The organism is Moraxella lacunata, assembly GCF_002027545.1.
GTDB classification, from domain to species: Bacteria; Pseudomonadota; Gammaproteobacteria; order Pseudomonadales; family Moraxellaceae; genus Moraxella; species Moraxella lacunata.
Genome location: NZ_MXAN01000038.1, coordinates 1 through 16,139, shown reverse-complemented (window position 1 = coordinate 16,139; position 16,139 = coordinate 1). Strand labels below are relative to the sequence as shown.

Annotated in this window: 16 protein-coding genes; 6 read left to right on the top strand and 10 right to left on the bottom strand. The window is 42.6% G+C overall.

Going from position 1 to position 16,139, the window contains the following annotated elements; translation table 11 throughout:
• Positions 1-391: 391 nt before the first annotated feature.
• Positions 392-1,153, bottom strand: coding sequence for an endonuclease/exonuclease/phosphatase family protein (locus B5J94_RS06075; RefSeq protein ID WP_062499780.1), 762 nt, complete (start codon positions 1,151-1,153; stop codon positions 392-394).
• A 158-nt stretch (positions 1,154-1,311) separates the two neighbouring features.
• Here B5J94_RS06075 and B5J94_RS06070 point away from each other — a divergent pair, with 158 nt between their 5' ends.
• The 3 genes from B5J94_RS06070 to B5J94_RS06060 all read left to right on the top strand — a co-directional run bounded on the left by B5J94_RS06070 (position 1,312) and on the right by B5J94_RS06060 (position 5,014).
• Positions 1,312-3,399 carry a M3 family metallopeptidase gene (locus B5J94_RS06070; protein WP_062499778.1) on the top strand — a complete coding sequence of 696 codons (2,088 nt, stop codon included), beginning with the start codon at positions 1,312-1,314 and terminating at the stop codon, positions 3,397-3,399.
• Positions 3,400-3,476: 77 nt separating this feature from the next.
• Complete coding sequence (locus B5J94_RS06065) at positions 3,477-3,719, top strand: YheV family putative metal-binding protein (RefSeq protein WP_062499776.1); 243 nt, start codon at positions 3,477-3,479, stop codon at positions 3,717-3,719.
• Between the two features lie 227 nt (positions 3,720-3,946).
• Positions 3,947-5,014, top strand: coding sequence for a hypothetical protein (locus B5J94_RS06060; protein WP_062499774.1), 1,068 nt, complete (start codon positions 3,947-3,949; stop codon positions 5,012-5,014).
• A 67-nt stretch (positions 5,015-5,081) separates the two neighbouring features.
• On the opposite strand, the gene B5J94_RS06055 is transcribed toward B5J94_RS06060, so the two are convergent.
• The 7 genes from B5J94_RS06055 to B5J94_RS06020 form a co-directional block, all read right to left on the bottom strand.
• Positions 5,082-5,534, bottom strand: coding sequence for a hypothetical protein (locus tag B5J94_RS06055; protein ID WP_062499772.1), 453 nt, complete (start codon positions 5,532-5,534; stop codon positions 5,082-5,084).
• Positions 5,534-6,250: a ribonuclease PH gene (rph, locus tag B5J94_RS06050; protein ID WP_062499770.1), complete on the bottom strand. Its 717-nt coding sequence runs from the start codon at positions 6,248-6,250 to the stop codon at positions 5,534-5,536. Before rph ends, B5J94_RS06055 begins: the two co-directional genes overlap by 1 nt.
• A 99-nt stretch (positions 6,251-6,349) precedes the next feature.
• Entirely contained in the window at positions 6,350-8,053 is a 1,704-nt protein-coding gene (locus B5J94_RS06045; protein WP_062499768.1) for an AMP-binding protein, read from the bottom strand.
• 516 nt (positions 8,054-8,569) lie between these two features.
• Positions 8,570-9,448: a hypothetical protein gene (locus B5J94_RS06035; protein ID WP_062499764.1), complete on the bottom strand. Its 879-nt coding sequence runs from the start codon at positions 9,446-9,448 to the stop codon at positions 8,570-8,572.
• A 220-nt stretch (positions 9,449-9,668) separates the two neighbouring features.
• Positions 9,669-10,322, bottom strand: coding sequence for a metallophosphoesterase (locus B5J94_RS06030; protein WP_062500840.1), 654 nt, complete (start codon positions 10,320-10,322; stop codon positions 9,669-9,671).
• Positions 10,323-10,343: 21 nt separating this feature from the next.
• The gene (locus B5J94_RS06025; protein WP_062500842.1) at positions 10,344-11,855 is read right to left on the bottom strand and encodes an RNA ligase; all 1,512 of its coding nucleotides are present in this window, start codon (positions 11,853-11,855) and stop codon (positions 10,344-10,346) included.
• 19 nt (positions 11,856-11,874) lie between these two features.
• On the bottom strand, positions 11,875-12,606 hold the full coding sequence (locus B5J94_RS06020; protein WP_143821917.1) for a hypothetical protein: 732 nt from the start codon (positions 12,604-12,606) through the stop codon (positions 11,875-11,877).
• A 235-nt stretch (positions 12,607-12,841) separates the two neighbouring features.
• Between B5J94_RS06020 and B5J94_RS14135 the strand changes: the two genes are divergently transcribed.
• The 3 genes from B5J94_RS14135 to B5J94_RS06010 all read left to right on the top strand — a co-directional run bounded on the left by B5J94_RS14135 (position 12,842) and on the right by B5J94_RS06010 (position 14,995).
• Complete coding sequence (locus B5J94_RS14135) at positions 12,842-13,015, top strand: hypothetical protein (RefSeq protein ID WP_156471082.1); 174 nt, start codon at positions 12,842-12,844, stop codon at positions 13,013-13,015.
• Positions 13,016-13,017: 2 nt separating this feature from the next.
• Positions 13,018-14,619 (top strand): RNA repair transcriptional activator RtcR, encoded by a 1,602-nt coding sequence (gene rtcR, locus B5J94_RS06015; protein ID WP_062500846.1) that lies wholly within the window; start codon positions 13,018-13,020, stop codon positions 14,617-14,619.
• Positions 14,620-14,710: 91 nt separating this feature from the next.
• Positions 14,711-14,995, top strand: a complete 285-nt coding sequence (locus B5J94_RS06010) for a WG repeat-containing protein (protein WP_062500848.1) — start codon at positions 14,711-14,713, stop codon at positions 14,993-14,995.
• A 496-nt stretch (positions 14,996-15,491) separates the two neighbouring features.
• On the opposite strand, the gene B5J94_RS06005 is transcribed toward B5J94_RS06010, so the two are convergent.
• Entirely contained in the window at positions 15,492-15,878 is a 387-nt protein-coding gene (locus B5J94_RS06005; RefSeq protein WP_062501765.1) for a Uma2 family endonuclease, read from the bottom strand.
• An 8-nt stretch (positions 15,879-15,886) separates the two neighbouring features.
• On the bottom strand, positions 15,887-16,114 hold the full coding sequence (locus tag B5J94_RS06000) for a PDDEXK family nuclease (protein WP_062501763.1): 228 nt from the start codon (positions 16,112-16,114) through the stop codon (positions 15,887-15,889).
• Positions 16,115-16,139: the final 25 nt, after the last annotated feature.

The following is a 16,139-nucleotide window of genomic DNA, read 5'->3' as shown; positions in this document are numbered from 1 at the left end:
GTGGTTTATGGTATCTACAAACCTATCCAAAGACGTGTTTAATAAACAATACTGATAAAACTACTGAAAACTAAGCCAAATTTTGGTATCATATTCTAAATTTTACCAGTCTATTTTTAGCATTGCTCATCAAAAAACACATTTGCAATTTATGGACGTAGATACCATTCGGGGTGATGATGGATGAGAAAGTAGGCTAACATCTACACTGCGTGCTTTTAAGCACAAGGGGCGAAACAACGCTACTTTCTCACAAACCCCATTATGGTTGCTTATAATGGGGTTTTGTTTTAGGTATTATAATACAAGGGGCGAATTGCAATTTGCCCTGCAATAAGATATTGATTTTTGGCACCACGTTTATCCTACACGCCCATTTATAAAAAATATCTTAACAAAACGCCGTTTTATCAAATACCAATCTCGCTCCTATCGACAAATGGTCGGACAAATCAGACCACGGCACACCGCCATACACTTGGGCGGACAGTACGGTCAAATGCCGTACATAAATGCGGTCAAGACTTATCATGGGGAACTTGGCAGGAAAAGTCGCAGGGTGTTTGCCGTGCTTGGTATAAAAGACTTCATGTAGCCCCAAATCCGCCATAAACCGCCCCGATTTTTTCGCCCAATCATTAAAATCCCCCGCCAAAATGAGTGGTTTGTCCTTATCAATCTCGCTGTTGATATAGTCGCTGATTGCCTTGTATTGCTTGGTGCGGTCGGCTTCTAGTAGGTTAAGATGAGCATTTAGCACCACCACAGGCACACCCCAACCGTCAGGGGTTATCTCACTGTGCAGAACGCCCCGTTTTTCTAGGCGAGAGACGGTGATATTGACGTTGTGCTTGGGGTCTAGGGGGTGGCGTGAGAGCGTGGCGTTGCCGTGATTGCCGTGTGGGTAGCGGACGTTTTCGCCATAGCTGTGCGACAGCGACAGATATTCGCCAAACCACTCATGGTGCGACTGGTCGGGGTATTCGTTAAAGGAAATGGCTCGTTTTAGGTTTTGCCCTTGCACTTCTTGTAAGCACAAAATATCAATGGGCAAATCCGCCAACGCCTGCCCCATGCGTTGGAGCTTGACAAGGCGGTTTAGGGGCGACATGCCTTTATGGATATTATAAGAAACAACGTGAATGGGGGTCATGTTTTTGCTTTTAAATCATTCAAATAGTAAAAGACAAACATACCACGCTTTTATGATAAAAGCAACCTACCCCACGCCCACGCTACACCTTGTAAAAGTGAATTGTTATCCTTATTATAAATCCAAATTCTAAGCCCAAACTTTTTAGGAACACACCCATGATTGATTTTCACACGCAAGCCCTAGATGAACGTTTACACCTTGTGGATTTTGACAAAACAGACGCAAGCACACTAAAAGCCTTAGTGGAGCAAGATTTAAACGTTGCCGATGAGTTTTTAGATAATTTACCAACGACCGATGAGCCAACGCTCGCCCTTGACATCATCGGTCAATTTAACCGCCTAAATCTGAACCTAAACCGCAGTTTTGGGATACTCTCGCACCTAAACAGCGTGGTGTCTAGCCCCGAAATTCGCACCGCTCATCATGACGTACTGCCTGCCTTGTCCGCCTTTTCTACCAAAACAGGGCAATCGGTGGGGCTGTATCAGCTTTATAAACTTGTCAATGATAATTTAGAAAAACTAGGAGCAGACAACGCCCTAACACGAGCGGTAGAGCTTGCCCTACAAGGCTTTACGCTGTCAGGGGTCGCCTTAGATGATGACAAAAAAGCACGTTTTGCCGAGATTTCCGCTCGCCTGTCGGTGCTGTCCGCCAAATTCTCAGACAACGCCCTAGACGCAACCCAAGCCTTCGCCCTACCCTTAACCCAAGCCCAGCTGTCAGGCATTACCCCAAGCGGTCTTGCCCTGTTAAAATCAGCAGGCGACACCTACAAAGCCAAGCACCCCAATGCCGTTCTGGCAACCGACTATGTCGCCACACTTGATGTGCCCATGTATCTGGCGGTCATGCAGTACGCCGATGACCGCACCCTGCGTGAGACCTTGTACCATGCCTATAACACCCGTGCCAGTACCATGTCTAGCTATGGGCATGGCGAGTTTGACAATGGCGACATCATGAGCGAGATACTCACCCTACGCCAAGAAAAAGCCAAACTGCTCGGCTTTGACGACTACACCCAAGTATCGCTCGCCAGCAAAATGGCAAATGATAAAGATGAGATTGAAACCTTTTTAAAAACGCTCGCTCATCACGCCACGCCCTTTGCTAAGGCGGATTTGGCGGACATGGAAATTTTAGGTAAAACGCTTGGGCTTGATAAGGTTGAGCCGTGGGATACGCCCTATCTGGCCGAAAAAATCCGCCTTGAAAAATACAACCTAAACAGCGATGAGATTCGCCCTTATTTTCCGCTCCCTGTGGTGCTTAGCGGTCTGTTTGACATCATCGGCAAGCTCTTTGGCGTGTCCTTTAACGAGCGGACGGCAGACGTACCACGCTGGCATACGGACGTGCAGTTTTTTGAGCTACATGACAAAAACGGCTTGATAGGCGGGCTGTATCTTGACCTGTTTGCTCGCACGGGCAAGCGTGGCGGGGCATGGCTGTCAGGCTTTCAAGAAAAGCATAAAGATAGCGAGATTGAACAGCTCCCTGTGGGCTTTATCGTGGGCAACTTCTCGCCTGCGGTGGGCGACTTGCCAAGTCTTTTGACCTTTGATGAAGTTACCACGCTGTTTCATGAGTTTGGGCATGGCTTGCACCATTTACTCACCAAAATCACGCTCTCGGACGTGGCAGGTATCAGTGGCGTGGAGTGGGACGCTGTGGAATTGCCCAGTCAGTTTATGGAAAATTTTGCCATTGATAAAGACGGCATTGCTCTCATCAGTCGCCATGTAGAGACAGGCGAGCCACTACCCCAAGACAAGCTGACCGCCCTACTAAACGCCAAAAACTTCCAAAGCGGACTGCAAACCTTACGTCAGATAGAATTTGGGCTGTTTGATTTACGCATTCATGGCAAAGAGCTGTCGGGCTATGATGAGATTTTGGCGGTGCTGGACGGCGTGCGTGATGAAATAGCCGTCATCAAACCGCCTACCAACAACCGTTTTGCCAACACGTTTAGCCATATTTTTGCAGGGGGCTATGCGTCAGGGTATTATTCTTATAAATGGGCGGAGCTGTTGTCGGCGGACGTTTTTGGCAAATTTGAAAACAGTCAAAACCCCGCCACGCATGGCGTATTTGACCCTGCCATTGGTAATGCCTTCAAAAGCGAAATCCTACAAATGGGCGGTTCTCGCCCTGCCAAAGACAGCTTTGTCGCCTTTATGGGGCGAGACGCTGACATGGGGGCGTTACTGCGTCATAGTGGGTTTGTCAAATAGCCAAATCACGGTAATCCGCCATTGCACAAATGCACAAATGGGGGTAAAATCTACCCCTATTTTTATTGAAAAACACCATGAGATACCAATCCACCCGCCCAAAACGCCAATTTCTTGCAGGGGTCAAATGCACCCAATGCAAAGCGACCGATACCACCGTGCAGGTGCAGATTTTCACGCCAGAGCCTGATGAGTACATTGAGTGCGTGGCATGTGGACATACAGCACGCCGACCCACCGCAGACGACCTACCCCAAATCCAAGCCACCATCGAAGGGGCGATGACAGAGAGCGTGGGCGTGGTGCGTTTTATAAAATAGCCATCAGATGTCGCCCTATCATGAATTTGAGTCAAAATTTGTGCTTTTTGTCTTAATTTTGTTGTAAAAAGCTGAAAATTCTTGTAAATTTTGATATAGTACAGCAATATTTGCTGGCAAGCGTTCATTGGCACCATCAGACCCGACTTGTATCAAAAAGTCTATCCAAGCCCGATGAACGCCCCTGCCATCCATCAGCCCCAATTAGCCAATAAGATAGGTTTCCCATGTCAGAGAAAAAAGACCCGAACGAGATTAATTTTGATGATGAATTTTTGGACATTGATTTTGGCAATGCCGACCCCAATGCCAGCACCGACACTGCCGCTGATGTCGATTTAAGTGCCGAATTTGACGAGCTGTTTGACCAAAACACTGCCGATGTCGCCAACTCTGACATTGACTTGACTGCCAATGAGCCTGTGGACATCGCCCTATCTGATGTGACCGTGACTGATAATACCACTGGCATTGATTTGACCCACGTTGGTGATAACACTGCCCAAGATGATTTCTTCAATCAACTAGATGACCTAAACCAAGCCAATGCCCCCACCGACGTGGCAAACGACAACATCGATACCGCCCTACTAGGTGCAGGGGCGGTCGCAGGGGCGAGCGTTGCTAGCGGTCTTGGGCAAGGCGAACCCGCCAAAGATAAGCCTGCTAAAAAAGGATTATTTGGCAAAAAAGATGGTTCACCCAAAACCCCAAAAATGACCAAACCCAAAGCCTCCAAAGCTCCAAAGCCTGCCAGTGGCAAAAGCGACTTTACAGGGCTACTTAGCGACCCTCAAAAGCTCAACAAGCTCATCTTGGGCGGTGTGATTGCCTTAGCCCTGATTGGCATAGCACTCTACATGGCGATGAGTGGCGATGAAAGTAGTACCCCTGATGTCGCTCCTGCCCCTGCCGAAGAGACCGCCCCGCCTGCTACTGACAGCACCGAGAGTCCTACTCCACAAAGCGAAGGTGATGTGGCAAGCGATACAGCAACCGCCCCTGTGGCAGGTGACAGCGTACTACCTGAGATTAAACCCGTGGTCAATCCCGATGAAATTCTCAATGCTGAGATTCCAACCGACCCTGCACTCATCAAAGAAGAGATTGACCGTTTGGCAGACAAAGATTCACAAATCGCCGAGCAAGAAAAACTCATCCAAGAACAGCTTACCATGATGGAAGATTTGACCACCGCCAAAGCCGAGCAAATCGCCCTACTCGAAGCCCAAATCGCTGAACTTGAAAAGCAGAAAAACAGCACCGAGACCACCGCCCCTGCTAGCGGACAATAAAAAATACCCGTCAAAAAACAAAGCCCGACAGATGTTGGGCTTTTTTATGTGGTTGTGGTTATATAATTTACAAAATCCGTATCGCCTGCTCTCGCTTCTCTAATGCCTTACCTTCTAGTACTGATTTGGCGACGTGGCGTTCTTTGTCATTATCAAAACCCAAGATATGCCAGCTTCTGCCCAAGTCAGTGATGACTAAGGTATCATTTATCAGCTCAATACGAGCATTGTCGCTCAGTTTGACGTTTTGCCCCTGTGCGATAAAGGCACGATTTTTGATGATAATCACCCCTGTGGCGACACGGCTTTGGTATTTTAGGCGGTTTTTGTAGATATTAAAACCAAAAATCAGCACTGCAAACACTGCCATCACCCCAATGGTAATCTCCACAGGAGCGGTCATGGCAACCACCGCCACGCATACCGCCAAGGCGACAAGCGCCCCTGCCATGACAAAGATAGGATTCGACTCCGTGCCGTTTAGCGTAATAGACACGCCATCATCAATGACTTTTAGCATTACCAGCCCAACGCTTGTTTTTGTAATTCAAAAATCTCTTTAATCCCCGACTCAGCAAGGTCAAGCATGGCATTTGCCTGCTCACGAGTAAAATGCTTGTCTTCTGCCGTGCCCTGAATCTCAATAAATCCGCCTGCTTGGGTCATGACCACATTCAAATCGGTATCGCAGGTCGAGTCTTCACTATAATCCAAATCCAAATACGCCCGTCCGTCCTTGATGCCGACCGACACCGCCCCCACCAGTCCGATGAGTGGGTCTGTGGTAAGTTTCTTGTCTCGTTGTAGGCTCTCTAAGGCATCGATGAGTGCCACTGCCGAACCCGTGATACTTGCCGTGCGTGTGCCACCGTCTGCTTGTATGACGTCGCAGTCCACATAAATGGTGTTCTCGCCCAACTTTGACAAATCGAGCATGGCACGGAGCGACCGCCCGATAAGGCGTTGTATCTCTTGGGTACGACCTGACTGCTTGCCCTTAGTCGCTTCACGTTGAGTGCGAGTGCCTGTGGCTCGTGGGAGCATGCCGTACTCGGCAGTGAGCCAGCCTTGACCTTGCCCCTTTAACCAACGTGGCACACCCTGCTCTATGCTGACGTTGCATAGCACTTTGGTGTCGCCATAACACACCAATACCGAACCTTCGGCATGTTTGGTGTAGTTGCGGGTAAAACTAATAGAACGTAATTGGGATAATTCACGGTTGTCGTGTCGCATGATGTGCCTTTTAATGATTTAGATAAATGAATATGGACTATTGTAACAGTTTTTACCCCAAAACAAAACCGCCCAAATCATGAGCGGTTTTGAATGCCATTAGGCTTTTTTGCTTTCTTCTAATTTACGCAAATCTTTACGCAAGATTTTACCCACGTTGGATTTTGGCAATTCGCTGATAAATTCCACAAATTTTGGGCGTTTATAACCTGTCAAATTCTCTTTTGCCCATGCGATGACCTCTTTTTCTGTCAAGCTGTCGTCTTTTTTGACGACATAAACCTTGACCAGCTCGCCACTGTGGTCATCTGCCACACCAATCACGCCACATTCTAGCACTTTGGGGTGAGCGGCGATGACTTCTTCAACTTCATTAGGATAGACGTTAAAGCCCGACACCAAAATCATGTCCTTTTTACGGTCAACGATTTTGACAAAGCCCTGCTCGTCCATCACACCGATGTCGCCCGTCTTAAAATAACCGTCTTTTGTCATGGTCTTTTCGGTCTCATCGGGGCGGTTGTAGTAGCCTACCATGACCTGAGGACCTTTGATGGCAATCTCGCCTGCCTCGCCAAGTGCCACTTCTTTGCCATCATCGTCCAATAGAATGATGTCAGTATTGGGAAATGGAATGCCGATTTTGCCCGTGTAGCTCCCTGGCGGATTTAGCGTGGCAACAGGCGATGTCTCGGACAAGCCGTAGCCTTCAACGATGTAAGTACCCGTGAGTTTCTCCCACGCTTCTGTCGTGCTTGGTAGCACCGACATACCCCCACCAAGCGATAGACGTAGATTGGAATGGTCAAGGTTTTTAAAGCCTTCATGATGAGCCAACGCATTAAATAAAGTATTGACCGCAGGGAAAAACACAGGGCGATATTTGGCAAAATCTTTGGTCAAGGCATCAAAATCACGGGCGTTGGTGATGAGTAGCAAGCTAAACCCCATCTTCAAGCCAAGCATGGATACTGTAAATGATAAAATATGATACAGTGGCAACGCCGTGGCGATATATTTGCCCGTCAAATCTTCATTAGTAGGAAAGACCTTATTGACAAACGTCATGCACTGCTCAACATTAATCACAAGGTTCTTATGCGTGAGCATCGCCCCCTTTGCCACGCCTGTCGTACCGCCTGTATACTGCAATACCGCAATGTCATCAAGCGACAACTCAGGGCGGACATAGCGACTTGCCGACACCGCTGTTAGGGCATCTTTAAAACTCACGGCATTGGGAATATTCCAGCTTGGCACCATTTTTTTGACATGGCGAACGACCAAATTCACCAAAATGCCTTTGAGTCCCATCATGTCGCCAATGCTCGCCACGATGACGTGCTTGACTTGCCCTTTATTTTTGACTTTTTCAAAGGTGTGAGCAAAGTTCTCCACGATGAACAACGCCTTTGCCCCGCTGTCATTAAGCTGATGTTCTAGCTCATGCGGTGTGTACAGCGGATTGACATTGACAAGGGTCAGACCTGCTCGCACAATGCCCATCATCACAATCGGATACTGCAAAATATTTGGCATCATCAACGCCACTTTATCGCCCTTAACCAGCCCAAGCGACTGCAAATAACTGGCAATCTGACGGCTGTATGTGTCAAGCTCACGATAAGTAATGGACGCCCCCATACACGTTAGGGCGACTTTGTTGCCGTGTTTGGCAAAGTTCTGCTCAAAGCTGTCAAGCAGGGAATTGACACCGTCTGGCACCTTGACATTAATATCAAGCCCATTATCGGTGTAGGTTTTTACCCAAGGACGGTCGGCAGGGACGCTAAAATTTTGCATGATTCTTCCTTAATATTCTAAAATGGAATGTATTAGCAGTAAAACCGGTCAAATTGCTCAAAAATTAATCACAATCAGACACTTAAATGTAAGCAAATATTACGCTATAAAATACACCATTTTTGCCAAATTGCCAAATGATTTTTGTTTGAAAGGGCAAAATTTTTGTAGTGATTATGTTGTTTGTGGGGTATTTGGGAAGTGCTTGATAAATGATTGATAAGAAAATAAAAGATAAAAAGATAAAGTAGCACAAGGCACGCAGGCAACACCCAAATCAAAAGCAAAGACCCCTATTTTTATTAAGTCAAAGTCAAAGATAATGCCTTAAAAGTCCAATTTTTAAAAATTGGTAAACTTTAAAGGATAAAAATAGGGCGATGGTTTCATAAACGAATTAAAAGTTCGTTGCATGTTCAATGCTAGGGCAAAAATGCCAATTTATTACGCCTTGTGCTACTTTGGTTTTTGGGTAAAATGGGATTTATAGGTCAAAACCCATTTCCCCAAAATCGGTCATAAAGGTTTTACGGTCAATAACTCATCAATGATTGCTTTAAATTCATTTGGCACGATGATTTTAAAGTTGGCAATCTCGTTTTTTATAGCGATGAGTTTTTCGGTTTCGGCTTTTACTTTTTCGTTTAACAGCATTTGGCGTTCGTGAGAACGTTTATTATACTCTTCTTCATAAGTTACAAGCGATTTATTTTGAAATTCACGGAATTTGGCTTTATAGGCATTGACCGTACTTTCATATTCTCTATGCTCGGCTAATAGATAGTTTTGTAATTGTTGCAATTCATCTAGCTCATATAATGGTGTATGATGAATTTTAAATACCTGCTCGCCCACTTCTTTAAAACTAATGCGTTCTTTTTTGGTAAGGCTTGTGCGGATTTTATCAAAGTTATGGATAAATTTGCCAATATGAGACGCTTTGGCTTCGGCAGTTTTGTAAGCCATCACATCAGATAATGGCAACGTTAAAAGATAATCTTCCATATCCACATTGATTAGGCGTTGCAATTCTAACATATCAATGCCCGCCAATAATGTATCTTGTTCATCTCGCACTTGTTTGATTTTGGTGTTAATCATATCAAGGCGATTGTCTTTTTCTTTAATGGCACTTCTAAAAAAAGCAGAAATGGCGTATAACTTACCAATTCTGGCAAGCTTGCCGTCAATGTCATTAACCCTTTTAAAATTATCCAATGCTTCACCATCAAGGCTAGATGTGTGCGTTTCTAGATTGGCAATCTCATCTTGGATTGGTTTTAGGGTTTCTTTGATACGCTCGCAGATATAGTTGGCTTCTGATGAAGTCAAACCAGAGACATTAAAATAAGGGTTTTTTGTTAATAGTTTATGGGTTAATTCTTGGCTTATCATAATAAAATCCTCTTAAATTAATTTAAAAATACTATGGCTATAATACCAAAAATAAAAATTTAATTCAATACTTAAATTCAAGTATTTGTACACTCTACAAAATGAAAAAGTACTACGGTTCCCGTTCGTGGTGAGCCTGTCGAACCATAACGGAAACCGACCCTTCGACAAGTTTAGGGCGAACGGTTTCCGTAGTAAAATTCAATTTTATTAGCTGTATTTAAGTATTTGTCTTTAACAATTCATATTTTATCCTCTTAGCATTTTGACAAACATCATCACAAAGCACAATCTCATCATCACTGCCAAAATGCGATACATTGGGCAAATCCTTCAAAAACTCATCAATATCATCAAGCGTCAAAAACCGCCCATGCAAATCAAAACCGACATTTAAAATCTTGCCTTTGACCTTTGCCATGCGGTCATGAATATGCCCATGAAAATGATAATAGCCTTTATGACAACCGTCCCATTCATCAATGGGATAATGAAATAAAATCAGCGTGCGTTTTAATTCTTTCAAATTTAATTTTAAATAATCTTGCACCGATGATAACATGGGATTGCCGTCATTTTTGATAGCCTTTAAAAATCGCTCTTGATGACGAGCAATCAAACCATCATGATTGCCCAATATCAAATGGTGTTTGCCATTTAATTGCGACAGCGTTTTTTCAATCGCTTTTAAATCATGGCTAAATGACACATCGCCCAAATTATACACCACATCATCAGGGCAGACGGTGGCATTCCAACGCTCTATCAGCTCGTTATCCATGTCATCAATGGTAGCAAAAGGCGTACGAAAAGTTGGGCAAAATTTAACAATATTTTTATGGCTAAAATGCCAATCGGAAGTAAAATAAATCATGATTTTTCCTATTTTAAATAATTAAATATTTTTTAAAAACTCTTGAATAAATCCAATCTTATCCAGCTCCGACAATTCATTAAATTTAGCTTGATTGTCTTTGATATAATCAATGAGCGGATAATATTCTTCATCAACGTGGCGTTTATCCAGTTTTCGCCCGATATTGACTGTGTTACTTCTACCCAAAAACTTAGAAATCAGATAATACGGCGATTTTAATTTAAATAACAGCTCTTGGCTTTGGCTATCAAACACCATAAAGCCTTCGTGTTCTACCGTTTTTAATAACGCTTTTAATTCACCAAACGGGATATTTTTGATGATGGTTGGGCGGATAATTTTAATGGCATTGCCTTGCTTGGCTTGCTCGGCATTAAACGTATTGGCAACTTCATCAATTTCGCTTTCACTAAATTGTCTCCCTGTTGCCACATCAATAATCCCGATTAAAGTCTCTCCAAACGCTTCTTTGATGATATGCACGTCTTTTTCATCGGTAATCTCAAATAAAAATGTATGATTGGGGTATTGTTTAAATAACGGCTCGTATTTTTCACAATGAGCTTGATTCATTTTGGCAAAATCGCTGTCCAAAGAACCTGTGGTAGAATACAAAACCTGATGATTAAAACTGGCATTAAAACTTGGGTGCGTTTCATTAAGCTCCACATAAGTACACACGCCCAAAAATCCATTAACCTTTAATACCGCATCCACCAAATGATTGTCGTCTATGCTAATGGGATATTTTGATTTTTTGGCAATGCGTTCGGAATAATTAAATACTTTTTTAAAGGGGCGAACAATGATATTATTGTATTCGTCAATCACCGTTCCACGCATTTCAAGCAGGGCATTATCAAAATTATTGTTATAAAATATGTCTCGCTTATATTTTAATACAAAAAGCTCTGGATAGGTTTTTGATTGCTTGATAATAAAATTGCGTTTGCCATATTGTAGATATTCATCGCTGATATAACTTTGTCGGTTTTCGTCAAAAGGTGTGTTTTTATTATCAAACTTGCTCATTTTTTCAATTTCTTGTTTTATCTCATCACTCATCGGACAGATTGGTTCTATATGAATTTCATCTCTTAGTTTATTTTGGTTTAATTTAATATAAGCCGATAAGACATCGCTTTGTTTGACATTATGCGTATTATCAAAAAAGTTATGCAAACGATAGACTTCGGTAATCAGCCCATATTTACGAGCGGTTTTTAACAGATGAATACAGCCTGATGATTTTTGGTTGGTATTGGAATTGATAATGAGCATATCTTTATTGGGGTTTTGGCGTGCGTCTGCAAAGGCATTTTTCATCATCGTCTGCCCTTGTCTCACCGCTTTTTCAATACGCTCTGGCGACCAATGGTAATTGCCGTTTTCATCGGTAAGCAATTTATCATTTTCAATATGAATAATCTCACCTTTTGGAAATTGGGCTTGAAATTCGTCGATTTTTTGCTCGGCAAAGGTGGATTTGCCAGAACCTTGATGACCACGAAGTAAGATAAATTTTTGCATAATTTTTCCTTAAAATCATTTAATGACAAATTTGACCTGTTAGCCAATAATTACCTGTGATGATATTGCCAGTTTTTGGCATTTTTTCAAATAAATCAATCGCATAAACAGCGTCAAAAATACCGCCATAGCTTTTGATTTGGCAATGATAAAATTTTAAATTGGTTAATTTATTTACCAAACAATTAACTTTTACAACTTCGCCCGATAAATGAATACGAGCGGTAATATTTCCTTCGCCCCCTGTAAACATACCGCTAGGGCTTAGACTTTCACTTGCCCAAATTTGACCGCTATTATCATAACTTTCTTGATTATCAAAGATTTCTATTTCTCTGGCGAAAGCACATAAATTCATCTGAATAATATGACCGCCAATATCGCCTAAGGTTGCCACATTTGGCACATCAATAATCAAAGGACAATCGCCATTTACCCATTCGTCATTTTCATAAGCCGTTGCATTTATCCAACCCTGCACCCAACCTGTGCCATAAACTTCATCAACAAAAAGACCGTCCACGCCTATTTGGTGCGTTTGACCTTTAAAATAAGGTTCAAGACTGGTAATTTGATGATTGCTATTTAAAATTAACCACAATTCCAAACCATTCATATCACGATAAATATCGTAATTAAAATCATGGCTGTGTTGTTGGTGGTTTTTGTGTTTGATGACCAATTCAATCAATTGATTGTATTGTTGTTCAGTCTCGCCTAAAAAACCGATATTTTGATAATTACTTAACATATTTTCTCCAAAGATAGTAAAAATTTTAAACCCAATAAAATAGTGCCTACACTTTTTATTATCCAAATGTCGTGCCAAGTTGAAAAATTTGCCAAAATTAGTTTTTAAGTAATTGATTTTTAATGGATTAAAATTTTTAAATGAGTTAAAAATAAAAATCATCTTGTCAATATTTTTGGAAAAATCTATAATAAAAGATATATTTCTATCTAAAATTATAGAAAAAATTTAGAACATGAATACAGACTTTTTGCAAACAGACACGCCAATTCAAAATCCGTCCACGACCACAGGACGATTTGATGATATTTTTGGTATTTTAACCGCTACACAAGGGGCAACCATTGACGAAATGAATGAAACCATAGCCCAATGTGCGTGCGAATTTAACGAAGATTTGGAAGATTAACCATGAAAAAATCAGTCATGATAGGCTTTCTTGGCACGGTATTAGATGACGGATTTAGCCAAAGACGGCGAAAAAAGTGGCGACCCAATGTCAATGTACATCAAGTGATGACCTTTGACCGTGTGGAGCTGTTTATCGCCCCACAATACGAACGCCTAGCCCTGCAAGTCGTGGCGGATATTAAGGAGATTCGCCCTGACATCACGGTCAATCTTATTCATACGCCCCTTGACAACCCTTGGGATTTTGGGGAAGTGTATGACAAACTTGCCGAATGGGCGGACAGCTATCCTTTTGATATTGAACAAGAAAATTATCTTACCCACATCACCACAGGCACGCACGTTGCTCAAATTTGTCTGTTTTTGCTCGTGGAAAGCAGGCAAATTCCCAGCACCATTTTACAAACCGCTCCGCCAAAAGGCGACACGACCGACTGCGGTGTGGAAGTGATAGACCTTGATTTGGCTCGCTACGATGCCCTTGCCAGTCGCTTGGATAAGGTCAAAAACGATGCGGTCAAATTTTTAAAAACAGGCATAGAAACCAAAAATCCCGCCTTTAACCGCCTTATCGGACAGATAGAACAAGTCGCACTCGGCTCAAACTCGCCCATGCTCATCATGGGGGCGACAGGGGCGGGCAAATCCCGACTGGCAAGGCGGATTTTTGAGCTCAAAAAATCTCGTCATCTCGTCTCTGGGCGGTTTGTGGACGTAAACTGTGCCACGTTGCGTGGCGATATGGCGTATTCGGCACTTTTTGGGCATAAAAAAGGGGCGTTCACAGGGGCGATGACGGCACGAGACGGCTATCTTTTGACCGCTCATAAGGGCGTGCTGTTTTTGGACGAGATTGGCGAACTTGGGGCGGACGAACAGGCGATGCTTTTGACCGCCTTAGAAGACAAGGCGTTTTATCCTATGGGGTCGGATACGCCTGTACACAGTGATTTTTGGCTGATTGCAGGGACGAATAAGGATTTAAAGGCGTGCGTGCGAGCAGGGACGTTCCGTGAAGATTTGTACGCTCGTATCAACGTTTGGCAATACACCCTGCCTGCCCTAAAAGACCGCCGTGAGGACATCGCTCCCAACATCGCCTATCAGCTTATCGCAGTGGGGCAAGAGCTTGGGCGTGCGGTGCGGTTTCGCCCGAGTGCCTACGAGCGGTATTTGGCGTATGCGATGAGTACTCGGGCGGTGTGGGCAGGGAATTTTAGGGATTTGTCGGCGAGCATTTTACGCCTTGCCACGCTTGCCGAGAATGGGATTATTGATGAAAAATTGGTCATTGATGAAATTGGGCAACTGGACGAATTATGGGCAAGCGATGACACGGACAAGACAGACGAGACGGACAAATACGCCAACATCAGCCCTACTCTATACGACAAAATCCACGCCCAAGAGCTAGATGAATTTGACAAAATACAGCTTATCCATGTCGTCAGTATTTGCCAACAGCATGATAATCTGGCAAGTGCAGGGCGGGCGTTATTTAATCATTCACGGCTAAATAAAGCAAGTGGCAATGATAGTGATAGATTAAGGAAATATTTGGCAAGATTTGGGGTGAGTTGGGGGGAGATAAAGGCAAAATAATATACACTATTTCTTTAAGTTATATACTTGTTTTGCTAAAATATGTTTGTAAAATAAGGTTGTATCATATCCACTCAATACGGAGATTTTTATGAAAAAGTTGCTAAAACCGCCAGTCATCGCCCCAGCCTTATCATCGGTATCTGCCTTAGCGTGTGAAAAACCGCAGGTAACGGGATATACTTCTGTGGATTGTCTTAAAGACGGCTTGGCAAAAGTAAAACAAAACGGCAAATTTGAGTTTATTGATAACAAAGGTAAAGTGGTTATCCCTGTTCAATATGATAATGCTTGGGTTTTTGAAAATGGTAAAGCCCTAGTGCAACTAAACGGCGAAGAATTTTATATAGACGAAACAGGCAAACGCCTAAATTGATTTTGGCACTAGATTTTTAAAATAAATCCAATAAAAAACACGGTGATTATCGTGTTTTTTATTGTCATAGTACACAAAAATGATTGTTTTTACAGAGAGTTTTGTAAAATAAATTCAGGGCGAATTGCAATTCGCTCCTACACGCCCAAATCTTAAAAGAAGTTACAACCAAACCCCCCTGCACCCCTTGCCAACCCACCTTAATCCCAAGTCCGATAAGCAGAATTATAGATGAATTGACATACTAGTGCATAAAAATACCAAGCCAATTCGGTTGATATTTTTGCATCATTAGGGTGTGTTGAACTTTTGTATTTGCAATGAAAAATGAGGAAAATCGCACGTTTTTCAAGGAAAAAGTGAAGTTTGATAGTCATTCTATCAAACAAGCTTTTGACGAAGAAAAACAAGATTTAGCCATTTTTCATGCAAAAACACTATTTTATTTCTATAAAATTTCTAAATGTTAAATTGTGTTATAAAGGTTCAACACGCCCTACTTATTATTCCCAATATCAGTATCAATATATAAATCATCAATATCAAAAGAATACCCTATTGATTTATATTCAACAATCCCATTAGTATAAGTTTCTTCATGCCAACCAAACAGCTTACCCCTGCGATGAATGGTAACCGATTTTGTTTTTTGGGAAATCATGACAATCTCTTCAACGGAATGAAGGTTTTTATATTCATCAATTTTCATTGGCATTTCTTTGTTTGTATTGCTTTTTGACAGAACTTCGCCAATTAGAATTGGTCTTGCCGTTACAAGTGCATCACCTTCAACACCACAAGCAATGGAAAAGTCAGGATAACGAACCTGATACTCCGATGTTTGAATGCCAAAATCACTAGGGCGAACCTTGCAATCTGGCATATTCTTTCTTAAAAAAATTTAACATCAAGGCAATTTGAAATAATCAGGCTATGATTTGATGAACCGCCAGCCATAGCAACGATTTGACCGTCAATCAATTCTACGCACTCATTGGGATTTTTTTCCATATAAGCAACAAACTCTGCAACCGTCATTTTTTTGGATTTTTCCTTTGCTACAACTGTTTGATTGTTACTAAGTACAGATAATGGGAAATTTGTGTTTAATGTAGTCATCTTTTACCGTTCCAAAAAACCTACC